This is a genomic window from Snodgrassella sp. W8135, assembly GCF_016101225.1.
Classification (GTDB): Bacteria; Pseudomonadota; Gammaproteobacteria; order Burkholderiales; family Neisseriaceae; genus Snodgrassella; species Snodgrassella alvi.
On the sequence record NZ_JACFQX010000001.1, the window covers coordinates 1,243,783 to 1,256,168 of the forward strand.

The window sequence follows — 12,386 nt, forward strand, 5'->3', positions numbered from 1 at the left end:
AGGACAATAATGACTGACACACAACAAAACAATCCGGATCAAAATCAGAAAACAACCGGCAATCAAACTGTACAGTCTGCTCCGGCAGCAAACAAAACCGCTAAAGAACAGACATCTGCTCAGCCAAATACGAATCAGGCGGGCACGAACCAGCAAAACAGCTCATCCGCTTCTGCCGGTAAGGCTAATCCCTCACCTGCCCAGCCGGCAGCCAGTCAGTGGCAGCCTCCTAAACGTAAATGGTTTGTAACAGCTATTCTGGTACTGGTATTAATGCTTGGTGTCCTGATGATTTTACGTGCATGGAAATTACCACCATTCCGCAACTCAATGGTATCAACTGATAATGCATATGTACGTGGTCAGACTACCATAATCAGTCCTCAAGTAACTGGTTACGTTACTAAGGTATATGTTCAGGATTTTGACGACGTTAAGGCTGGACAGCCACTCATACAGATTGATGACCGCATCTACAAACAAAAAGTTGCAGCCGCTGAAGCCGGAATTGGTTTACAGGATAGCTCTTTAGCCAATTACGAACAGAATCGCCGCAGTAAAGAAGCAACTCTGGCAGCCCGTGAGGCAGATATTGCCAATGCTCAGGCGCAACTGGAAAAAGCTCAGGCTGATATGGCCCGGGTAAATATTCTGGTTGCTGATGGTTCGCTTTCCTTACGTGAACGCGACCAGACAAGAGCTGCATTAAAACAGGCTCAAACCGGAGTTGCGGAAGCTAAAGCACAATATCGGGTTGCTCAGGAAGATCTGAAAAGCACTCATGTTAACAAGAGCGGCCTGAAAGCAAACGTTGATAATGCACATGCACAGCTCGGACTGGCTCAGATTGATTTATCCAATACCGTTGTCCGGGCGCCTGAAAATGGCCGGCTAAGTGAAATCAGTGTCAAAAATGGTCAGCTGGTAAATGCCGGAACACAATTAATGTTTCTGGTACCCGCACACAAATGGGTAGTCGCTAACTTTAAAGAGGCACAGACAGCCAATATCCGCGTTGGTCAGCCAGCATGGTTTACAGTGGATGCCCTGAACGGAGCCAGAGTCAAAGGTACCGTAGAAAAAATTTCTCCGGCTGCGGGCAGTGAGTTTTCTGCAATCAAACCAGATACCACTACAGGTAACTTCGTTAAAGTGCCACAGCGTATCGCTGTCCGTATACGCATTGATACCAGTAATGATCTTTTTGAACGTCTGCGCCCGGGCATGTCTGTGGTAGTAAGTATAGATACAACCAGAGTGAAAGCATGAAAACACCTTTAATCAGACTGTTTACCCTGATCGCCCTATCAGTCAGTGCCAGTGGTTGTATTCCCAGAATTCCGAACATTCCGGCAGCTGCGCGGGTCGACGTTCCGGTACAGTGGCATGAACAGTATCATCACTCCGCTCAACATGCAGATGCACAATGGTGGACTCAGCTTAATGATCCGGTTTTAAACCGGCTTATCAGTGAAGCACTTGCTAATAACATTGATATCGCTCTGGCACAAACACGAATACAGGAAGCACTCGCTCAGGAACATGCTTCGCGCGCATCCTTACTACCCAGTCTGGAAGCCAGCGGCGGTACTTCACGGCAAAAAAGCCTGAATGCTTTTGGTATTGCTACCATTAACCGGGTAGAACAGCCAACATTTCAGGCTGCATACGAACTGGATGTTTTTGGTCAAAACCGTAATGCATGGAAAGCACGTCGTCTGAACCGGCAGGCCAGTGAAATTGCCGAAGAAGCAACCCGTCTGAGTGTCATCACAACTACGGTTAAATCTTATGTCACTCTGCGTGCACTTGATGAAAAGCTGAATTTACTGCAAAAAACTCTGGAAGCGCGTCAGCGAGAGCTAAAAATTGCTCAATCTAAAGCTAATGTCGGCTATACATCCAAGCTGGAACTGAATCAGGCACAGGCTGAATATGCAGCCACACTGCAACAGATTCCAGTAGTTCAATCCAGTATCAGCCAGCAGGAACATGCTCTGAGTATGCTGACAGGCAGTAGCAGCCGTACCATTGAACGCGGTTTATCCTTATCGGAACTGCATGCACCGGCTATACCTGACATACTGCCTTCTGATCTGATGAAAAATCGTCCGGATATAGTTCAGTCAGCACTATTAATAGCTGCCAGTGATGCCAGTCTGGCTTCGGCTCAGGCACAATTTTTACCTTCCGTGAAAATCAGCGCTACATTCGGCCGTCTGTTTACCACTTCACCAATTAAAGAACCGGTTAATTTATGGAGTATAGGCGGCAGTATTCTGGCACCTGTATTCGAAGGCGGACGATTAAAAGCAAATTTTGATCTGAATGTAGCTAAACGTAATGAAGCTGTCTGGAACTATCGCAAAACTGTGCTGACTGCTCTGAAGGAAGTTGAAGACCAATTATCCGGCAGTTATCGCCTGCAGGAACAGGAACAAGCTTTGGAAATGGAACGAAATGCACTGGAGAATGCCCTGCACCATGCAACAAATCGTTATCGTGCAGGTTATTCTCCTTATCTTGATGTTCTGGACAGCCAGCGCAATTTACTAAGCGTACAAAGTCAGCTGATTCAGAGTAAAGCAGATTATCTGAATTCACAGGTTTCACTTTATCAGGCTCTTGGCGGAGGCTGGACAGCACCTGCAGGTAAATAATTTCAGCCACAACCGCACAGGATTGAATACAAAGCAGAATAAACAGACTATAATATTTAATAAAGTCTGCTTATATGTATAAATTTGCTGTTTTAGCTTTATGTTAGAATAGTTCTTTAAGTATTAAAAACTACGTAGTTTTATCATGTCTATTGCTTCTGAACACATTGACCGGCTTTTACCTCAGACTCAGTGCAGGCAATGTGGATATCAGGGTTGTTTGCCGTATGCTCAGGCATTGAGTCGCGGAGAAGCTGAAATTAACCTTTGTACACCGGGCGGTACTGCTGTCATCAGTGATTTAGCTAAACTGTTAAAAGTGCAGGTTCTTCCTCCGGCTGATGCGCTTAAAGCTGCCCTCCCTAAAGCAATAGCTGTAATTGATGAAACCGAGTGTATCGGTTGTACGGCATGTATTAAAGTCTGTCCGGTAGATGCGATTATGGGCGCAACCAAACAAATGCATACAGTAATCAGCACTGAATGCAGTGGTTGTGAATTATGTATTGCCCCCTGCCCGGTTGATTGTATCGATATGCAGCCGGTACTTGAACACTGGTTACCACGGTCAAGAACACTGACCGATGGGCAGGAAAGTGACCGTTTTGCTGCTGCTACTCAGGCAAGTCTGCGATTTCAGCATCGTACCGAACGTCTGCAACGCCTGCAGCGTTTAAAAGAGGAGCAACTGCATGCACGCAAAGCTAAAGAGCCTGCAACAACCACAACTTCTGCAGCAAAGTCTGCCGGAAAAATTAATCCGGCTGCCCTGATTGCAAAAGCAATGGCTAAAGCACAAACGCAACAGATACACAGAAGAGTGCCTGATAATCAAGACTCTTTTCAGCAGCAGCAAATTGCCAAGGCACAGGAGCAGGCTGGTTACCGCCGCGCCATGCGAGATTTACAATATGGAAATGATCAGCAAAAAACAGAAGCTCTTGAATGGTTACGTTTGTATAAACAACAACGCGAATCCGAACAATAATGCGCAAAATCTGACAAAATTGAATAAAAATGCTAAAATACTAAAATATGTCAAAATTAATTGGCTATATAAGTAAATGAAATTAAAAAGATGAAGAAACTAACATTCTTTCTGGGTTGTATGGCTGTTTTGCTTATAACTAATGCCTGTGCTTTTGCAGATAAGCCTGATACCAGATTTTTATCCGGTAACTGGGAAATCCGTTCTCTGAATGGAGAACCCACACCAGATACTTCTTCTCGCATTCGTTTTGATCCGAATACACACCAGTATTTTGCTTATTTCGGCTGTAATCATATAAACGGAACCTATCGCGACTATCGTCATACATTGCGATTAAGTAAGCCTTTCGGCATCACTAAACTATGTGCCAATATAGAAGATGAACGGACTGGTACCGGTACATTAGGTTTTGTTAAATCATGGCGTATAATCAATGATACTACTGGTGTACGTCTGCAATTACTGGACAAACACCGCTATGTAAGGTTAGAAGCGCGTTTAATTAAAAATACAGCAAACTAACTAAAATATACAAAAAATTTATTATCAGATTGTAATCAATTTTAAAAGCTTAATCATACAACCGATAATACTGAGTTTAATATCAAAAAGCCGCATGGAATTAATTCGATGCGGCTTTTAATCAGATTACACCATTAGTGTGGTGCAATCATATCTTCAGGAATAACCCATTTATCAAACTCTTCTGCTGTCAGAAATCCCAGCTCTATTGCTGCCTGTTTCAGGCTTGTATTCTGTGCATAAGCAGTTTTAGCAATTTTAGCTGCTTTTTCATAACCAATATGACGATTCAGCGCAGTAACCAGCATCAGTGAATGATGTAAATTGGCATCAATTTTTTCTTTTACAGGTTCAATTCCTTGTGCACAACGCAGATTGAAACTATTGCATGCATCAGCCAGTAAACGTACTGATTGCAGAATATTAAACACCAGTACAGGCATAAATACGTTCAGTTCAAAATTACCCGAAGCACCCGCTACTGTAATAGTCGTATCATTACCCATTACCTGAGCAGCTACCATAGTCATGGCTTCACACTGTGTCGGATTCACTTTACCCGGCATAATACTTGAACCAGGTTCATTTGCCGGAATAGTAATTTCCCCGATACCGCAGCGAGGTCCGCTGGCCAGCCAGCGAATATCATTGGCAATCTTGTTCAGGCTAACTGCCAGAGTTTTCAGGCTTCCAGAAGCGAATACCACTGCATCACGTCCAGCAAGTGCTTCAAATTTATTAGGTGCACTAACAAACGGTAAACCGGTTAACTCAGCCAGTTTAGCTGCTGATTTTTCTGCATACTGCGGATGACTGTTCAAACCAGTGCCTACAGCCGTACCACCCAATGGCAATTCATATAACCAGTGTAATGCCTGCTGCAAACGCTCTAGTCCATGATCCAGCTGGCTGACATAGCCACTGAATTCCTGACCCAGTGTCAGCGGTGTCGCATCCTGCAGGTGTGTACGACCAATTTTAACAATATCTTTAAAGGCTTCTGCTTTAGAAGCCAGTGTGTCACGTAAAGCCTGTACAGCGGGAATCAAATGCTTATTAATCTGAATTGCTGTAGCGACATGAATAGCAGTCGGAAATGAATCATTGGTAGACTGAGCATGGTTAACATGATCATTCGGGTGTACCGGTTTATAACTGCCTCTTGGCTGACCAGCTATTTCATTGGCCACATTAGCCAGAACCTCATTCATGTTCATATTACTCTGCGTACCAGAGCCGGTTTGCCATACCACCAATGGGAACTGGTCAGCCAGTTTCCCTTCCAGAACACGTTCAGCTGCCTGTACTATCAGACCGGCACATTCACCGCTGATACGCTCAAGCTGCTGGTTAGTTAATGCGGCTGCTTTTTTAACCAGAGCCATTGCCTGAATCATAGCTGGTGGCAAAGTTTCGCCGCCAATATCAAAATTTTGCAGACTGCGCTGAGTCTGCGCACCCCAGTAAACATTTTCAGATACAGCAATTTCACCCATGCTGTCATGTTCAATACGTGTATTCATATCGTCTCCATGATTGCGTGCACACATTATTGAAAACAAAACAATAACTTGCACACTAGACAGGCATTAATTACATTCACAGACATCTGGAATATATTTAATTCCCATTATAAACATGCATAATTGTGCAGCGATTCAGTCAATTTAGCTACAAATTAATTGTATTTATAATACATAAATTAATATAACCTAAAGATATACATGTTAATTTCCATTAACATGTATTTGCCTGCCAAACAATCAGTCTAAGTTTGATAATCTGTCAATATAAATATCATTTAGTTAATACATAATCGTCACTTCATCGAAAATAATAATAGCGAAACAAGTTTGTGGCAGAATAGCAATTCTGAGAACTACACAAATATAAGCAATGGATATCGCTTTTCAGTTATCGATATTACTGGCTCTGGGCATGGGCGCTCAATGGCTGGCATGGTATTTAAAACAACCGTCTGTACTCTTTTTGTTGTTTACCGGAATCATGATTGGTCCGGTTCTGGGCTGGTTTCATCCTGATACAGTGCTGGGAAGTCTACTTTTTCCTTCTATTTCACTTGGCGTTGCCATTATTTTGTTTGAAGGCGCACTGACCCTGCAATTTCATGAAATCAGCCAGCACGGACGAGTTGTGCAGAATCTGGTTACGCTTGGAGCAGTGATAACTATTGTCGTATTATCGCTGGCGGCATACTGGCTGTTTAATCTGGATTTTCGGGTAGCTCTGTTATTTGGTGCACTTGTCTGTGTAACTGGCCCTACTGTTATTGCACCCATGCTGCGCAGTGTGCGTCCTCGTTCGAAAATTGCCAATATTCTGCGCTGGGAAGGGATTATTATTGATCCAGTAGGTGCCATTGCAGTTGTACTGGTATACGAATATATCGTTTCTGACGGACATGAAAATTCTCTATTGCTTTTTAGCAAAATTGTACTGGTAGCATTTATTTGCGGTGGTCTCGGTGCAGTATTTCTTGCCAATGCCATCAAACGCTACTGGCTGCCTGAATATATGCGCAATGTCGTAACATTTGCCTTTGTTTTAATTTTGTTTTCCGTATCCAATTATCTCGAAAGCCAGTCTGGTTTGTTAACCGTTACTATTTTAGGACTCGCCCTGGCAAACTGGCCGCAATTTCCTCGTCAAAGTATTCTCGCATTTAATGAATCTTTAACTTTATTATTTATACCTACGCTGTTCATTATTCTTGCTGCCCGTATGGACGTTACTGCGTTACTGGGTTTAGGCTGGCGTGGGCTGGCTTTGCTATTTATCGCAATGTTTATTGCACGTCCTCTGGCTGTATGGTTCTCTTCTTTTAATTCCGGCCTAAGTATCCAGGAAAAAATAATGATTAGCTGGATAGGTCCGCGCGGTATCGTCGCTGCGTCCATTGCTTCATTGTTTGCATTACGCCTGCAAAATCAACACTTATCCGGTACTGAACTACTGGCACCAATGGTTTTTCTGATTATTATTGGTACTGTCCTGATACAGGGACTTGGTGCCAAAACCGTTGCCGGTATACTAAAAGTCCGTGAACCCGGTAATAACGGTGTACTGATTGTAGGCAGTAATGAAGTAGCCCTGATGCTGGCTACAACACTTAAGCAGCTTAATATTGATGTTTTAGTTGCCGATTATCACTATGTACAAATTGCCCGTGCGCGCATGAAGGGGTTACGTACATATTTTGGCAACCCTGTTTCAGAAAATGCACAAACTGAGCTTGACCTGATAGGTATTGGCTATCTGTTTGCTGTTAGCCGTGATAAAGAACTGAATACATTATGTGAGCTGCAATTTCGGCATGATTTTGGCGAACAGAATATATATCGCATCCGTTTTAATGAAGAACAGGATTTAACATCGCGTGCACAAAAACAGTATCAATATGTTTCCCGCCAGCTTTTTGGCAAAGATGTGACTTTCAGAAGGCTGGAAAATATGCTCGGTAAGCAGACAAAAATTAAAATTACCAATATTACCGCTACCTATGATTATCATCAGTATTGTCATGATCATCCGCAGGCTATTCCGCTTTTTTTACAGGATAAAAATAACATTTTGTATATCATCAGCTCTGAATTTCAACCCTCAACAGCTATAGATAAAAAACTGATTGCACTGGATTATCAATAAAAAAACTCTGCAAATATAATCAAGATTTATTTTGCTTAATTACAACTTGTAAATTTAAATTTGTGAAATACCCAATAAGATTCTCATGTAACTTTTGGTTACATTATCACTATTCATCCATTATTGGAGCAAACTGATAAAATTTAATGGGTATCCGGTCAGAGCTGAATACCCATAGAATTTTCTAAACAATCAGATATCAATTTTTGTCATTTAGTATAGATTCAAAAGCCTTCAAACGTTTATGAATTGACAGCAACTCAATAATGGTTTTCCATGAATTAATAAGATACTGAAATGATTCACGAACATTATTAAATACGTTAAGAATTTGATTGATTAAGCCCAGAGTCATGGTACCCGCAGCAATGGATGGAAATAACATAACAAGACCATATATACCATCCAGCTGTAAATACCATATACTCACCATATTGAAATAGGCATAGTGAAAATACAGTCTGTAGTAATTAACCTTTACCCGTTCGAAAAGCTCTTTCAATGTCGCCGGCTGAGCACGTTCACTATCATCTTCCCCATATACCAGCTCTTTACGATATGCAGCTTCTACTTTTTGAATATTAAACTGAAGTCCGGGTAATTTAATACCGACCGCAACTAATAAAACTGTACCAAACAAGGACCAGCCCAGTGCTGCCCAAACCAGTGAATATTTTACTTCACCAATTATTGGTAATGCCGGCACATGGCTGGATAACTGAAACAGTAGAGGTAAAAATGCAATCAATACCATAACCGCCCGAACCAGACTGACACTCAACTCTTCTACAATAGTGGCAAAGCGCATTGTATCTTCCTGAACACGCTGAGAAGCCCCTTCAACAGTACGCAGTTTCGACCAGTTTTCAATATAGTAATAATTCATGGCTGTACGCCAGCGAAATACATAATGACTGACAAAAAAAGTATTTAATACAAATACTGTTACTGCAACCATCGCAATCTGCAAAAATGTTAGTATATTCTGATACAAATCACTGATCGGCCCACCCCCATTACTGAGCATCTTCTGAATCATATCCCAGAAAGGACCATACCAGGCATTAATCGTTACGTTTATCTGTACACTAAACCAGATATTAAAAAGAATTAAAGCAGAACCCCATATTGACCAGCGCTGCCACGGATGTTTTGCTACTACTGACCAGAAAACAGCAAAAATGATTGTAGCCAGCAAGAACCAGAGATAAAACCACAAAAATGCCGGCGACCAGAAACGCGAAAGACCAATAGCCAGAGGTTTGTCCGCATAGCCTTGCGGCCAGCCAAACCACTCTCCGGCACTCTCCCCACCGCAATACCAGAGAGCAATATTCAGACCTATCCACAATATGGCAGACGGAAAAAACCAACGTGGCTTTGGAAAAAATGAATGGAACACAATCTCATCCTGATGAAATAAATGCCGGTTAAAAATAAGCTATTATTAGTCTTAATTTTCTTTAGCTGCGGGCAGCACAGTAAATACAGTTATTACATAACCAGCTATATTGTAAAGAAGCTATTAAATAGTGGCTTGTCTACAAAGTCAATTAATAATATTTAAATTGTTTATAATCAAATTTTTTCAAACAAAAATTTAATGTAATCACACAGCACCTGTATCAAATTCGATATCTGAGAAACCGGCAAAATTAAATTTTAGCAATGTAATGCTTTTAAGAAAATTTTCTGCATAAACATGCTCAAACAGATAATCCAAATTATTTATTATTTTCTGCCAAGACTAATAAATGTCAAAAGATTCACAGTACCCAACACTATATTAAGACAATTCAGAGCAAGAAATAAAAAAAACAGAGCAGTATCAGAATATTTATTTATCTGAATATCTACTCTGTTTTCAGTATCACTACTCTAATTTACTTGTTTTCAAAGGCAGATTTATTCAATCCTGAAGTAATTAAGTTGATTACCATTTGTGCAGAATTACCGGCAGCCTGTTGCAGAAACTGATCAAAGCTGACAGAAGCATTTGCATCACCATTATCTGAAATAGCACGAATAATCACAAAAGGGATATTAAGCTGATAGCAAGTTTGCGCAATGGCAGCGGCTTCCATTTCTACAGCCACAACATCAGAAAATTTTTCTTTAATCAATTGATTTTGTTCAGCAGTACCAACAAACTGATCACCACTGACAATTAAACCAGTATAGATTTCTGCACCTGTAAATACGTGTGCGGCTTTTCTGGCTGCATCAGCAAGATACTGGTTAGCGTTAAATCGTGCCGGTAATTGTGGTACCTGCCCCGGCACATAACCAAAAACAGTTACATCAACATCATGATGAGCTATTTCCCAACCTACAACAACGTCGCCAATCTGAATACCGGCTTTCAAACCACCGGCACTACCAGTATTGATAACATAATCAGGTGTAAATCTTTCAATTATTACTGCTGTTGTCAGCGCCGCATTGACTTTACCAATACCACTCAGTGCAAGTATCACTGGTACGCCTTTAATTTCACCCTGATGAAAATGAACAGCACCAGCCTGACTATCCTGCCGGTTATCCAGTTGTTCAAGCAGGTAATCCAGCTCAGGCTGCATAGCCGCAATAATGGCAATTAAAGGTTTTTGCATAATTGAAACTTTATTCTGTAACAGAATCAAACAGAATAGCATAATCTTATTTTATTCACCACATGGATGTAATGCACAACAATTTAATGATTAACAGATGAATTATTTGAACAAAACAACCAATGCGGATTCAGATTCCGCCAACTCAGAATAAAGACAATTGCGTCTGTTTCCTCAATAATTGAGTCAGAGCTGTACCTAATCCACCATGCCGCTGCTGGTTGTTTTTTATACCTTGTACTAGCTGTTTAGACGCACCGCAAAAAGTAAACTGTTTTCTGGCTCTGGTTAATGCGGTATACAAAAGAGAACGGTTAAACAACGAATCATCAGCTGCTGCGCGCAACTGCGGGGCCAGCAACCAGACATCATCATATTCTGATCCCTGACTTTTATGTACCGTAATGGCAAAAGCTGCCTCATGCTGTGGTAAGCGGCTGAGGGAAATTGAACGATAATTTGTCCCTTCAGCAAAATAAGCGAGTAAATGCCCACTATTATTCTGTTCAGGAAGAATCACGCCGATATCACCATTAAACAAACCCACACCATAATCATTCTGAGTAATCAGAATCGGCATACCAGCAAACCAGCTATCTGTATTCTGATGTAACTGAGTCCGTAAATAGCTTCGGTATTGCTGATTAAATGCTTCTGCATCAGTACGCCATGTAGTCAGCACCATAATATCGGTAAGATGGCTGAATACTTGAGTAATATTATTTTCAGCCACTGCCTGCCACCATAGCTGTTGCTGTGAATATAATTTGCGACACAGTACTTGTATATCAAATTGGTGCAGTTGTAACTGCTCCGGAAAACTGTTTACTGCATTAAGTGCAGCCGTCGCGTCACCGTTGATACAAGCGGAGGCCAGAGCACCAATACCCTGTGTCGCATCAAATCGGTAACTGTGAGTTAAAGTTGCAACATATTGAGCTATACCGGCATTATCGCTGACAGGAGGCAAAAACTGTTCGGGCAATAAAGCCGTAAGCTGTTTTTTCAGTTCAGGAGACAGTACTGTCGGCTGGGATAATTCAGCCAGCACATTTCCTGCGCCTACAGCAGGCAGCTGATTAGCATCTCCCAGCAAAATGATACGAACATCAGGCTTTAAAGCACGCAACAGTGCACGAAACAGAGACAAATCCAGCATCGAAGATTCATCCACCACCAGTATATCAACCGGTAAAGGATGTTCTGCATCAAATGGGCCTGTTAATAATGGAGGCTGTAACTGTAACAGGCGGTGAACCGTCTGACCTGATAAATCCGCCAGCAATTGTCTGCTGTCATCAGATAATGGCAGCTTATCCAATGCACGTTGTAAAGCACTGGCCATATGTGCCGCTGCTTTGCCAGTTGGAGCTACCAGTGCAATTTGCGGCGGACGTGATAAATGCCAGGTATGTTTCAGCAATAAACCCAGTATTTTGGCTACAGTAGTCGTTTTACCTGTTCCGGGCCCGCCATTAATCACTACAAAATGCTGAATAAGAGCCAGTGCCGCAGCAAAACGTTGCTGGGTACTGTCGGCATCAGGAAACCAGTCCGCCAGATCAGCGGCTACATCCATATTCAAATGAACAGGCGGAATACTGGCCAATGCCAGCATAGACTCGGCTATATCCTGCTCAAGCTGCCACATTCTTCCTAAAAATAAATGATTGCTTTGCAAAATAAATGGCGTATAAGTACCAGCAGCTCCAACAAGAATTCTGCATTTACGAAGCGCCTCCGAATGCTGTCGGGGAACAATAATATAACTGTCTCCACGATTCAGCGCCCATAACAGTTTATCTGCCCATGGCTGAATAATTTCCCACTCATGCTGGGCAACCACCCGAAGCACATGCTCAATTGCAGCGAGCGCCGGATGTGCAGACTGTTCCTGAGTTTCTGACGGATTGATAGCTTCAGCCATATTTAGTC

Annotated in this window: 9 protein-coding genes; 5 read left to right on the forward strand and 4 right to left on the reverse strand. The window is 42.0% G+C overall.

The genetic code is table 11. From position 1 onward, the window contains the following. The first annotated feature begins 9 nt into the window (after window positions 1-9). The 4 genes from H3T75_RS05570 to H3T75_RS05585 all read left to right on the forward strand — a co-directional run bounded on the left by H3T75_RS05570 (window position 10) and on the right by H3T75_RS05585 (window position 4,173). Entirely contained in the window at window positions 10-1,269 is a 1,260-nt protein-coding gene (locus tag H3T75_RS05570; RefSeq protein ID WP_198211216.1) for an HlyD family secretion protein, read from the forward strand. Next, entirely contained in the window at window positions 1,266-2,660 is a 1,395-nt protein-coding gene (locus tag H3T75_RS05575) for an efflux transporter outer membrane subunit (RefSeq protein WP_198211217.1), read from the forward strand. The genes H3T75_RS05570 and H3T75_RS05575 overlap by 4 nt, the downstream gene beginning before the upstream one ends. 145 nt (window positions 2,661-2,805) lie before the next feature. After that, window positions 2,806-3,648: an RnfABCDGE type electron transport complex subunit B gene (locus H3T75_RS05580; protein ID WP_110414125.1), complete on the forward strand. Its 843-nt coding sequence runs from the start codon at window positions 2,806-2,808 to the stop codon at window positions 3,646-3,648. A 90-nt stretch (window positions 3,649-3,738) separates the two neighbouring features. Next, complete coding sequence (locus tag H3T75_RS05585) at window positions 3,739-4,173, forward strand: META domain-containing protein (RefSeq protein ID WP_078474818.1); 435 nt, start codon at window positions 3,739-3,741, stop codon at window positions 4,171-4,173. A gap of 134 nt (window positions 4,174-4,307) precedes the next feature. On the opposite strand, the gene fumC is transcribed toward H3T75_RS05585, so the two are convergent. Next, window positions 4,308-5,696, reverse strand: coding sequence for a class II fumarate hydratase (gene fumC, locus H3T75_RS05590; RefSeq protein WP_198211218.1), 1,389 nt, complete (start codon window positions 5,694-5,696; stop codon window positions 4,308-4,310). Between the two features lie 373 nt (window positions 5,697-6,069). Between fumC and H3T75_RS05595 the strand changes: the two genes are divergently transcribed. Beyond that, a complete protein-coding gene (locus H3T75_RS05595; protein WP_198211219.1) occupies window positions 6,070-7,839 on the forward strand; it encodes a sodium:proton antiporter in 1,770 nt (589 codons plus the stop codon). A 199-nt stretch (window positions 7,840-8,038) separates the two neighbouring features. Here H3T75_RS05595 and sbmA read toward each other — a convergent pair whose 3' ends face one another. The 3 genes from sbmA to recD all read right to left on the reverse strand — a co-directional run bounded on the left by sbmA (window position 8,039) and on the right by recD (window position 12,378). Further along, entirely contained in the window at window positions 8,039-9,241 is a 1,203-nt protein-coding gene (sbmA, locus tag H3T75_RS05600) for a peptide antibiotic transporter SbmA (protein ID WP_198211220.1), read from the reverse strand. 481 nt (window positions 9,242-9,722) lie between these two features. Then, complete coding sequence (locus H3T75_RS05605; RefSeq protein ID WP_198211221.1) at window positions 9,723-10,451, reverse strand: 5'-methylthioadenosine/adenosylhomocysteine nucleosidase; 729 nt, start codon at window positions 10,449-10,451, stop codon at window positions 9,723-9,725. A 145-nt stretch (window positions 10,452-10,596) separates the two neighbouring features. Beyond that, the gene (recD, locus tag H3T75_RS05610; protein WP_198211222.1) at window positions 10,597-12,378 is read right to left on the reverse strand and encodes an exodeoxyribonuclease V subunit alpha; all 1,782 of its coding nucleotides are present in this window, start codon (window positions 12,376-12,378) and stop codon (window positions 10,597-10,599) included. Window positions 12,379-12,386: the final 8 nt, after the last annotated feature.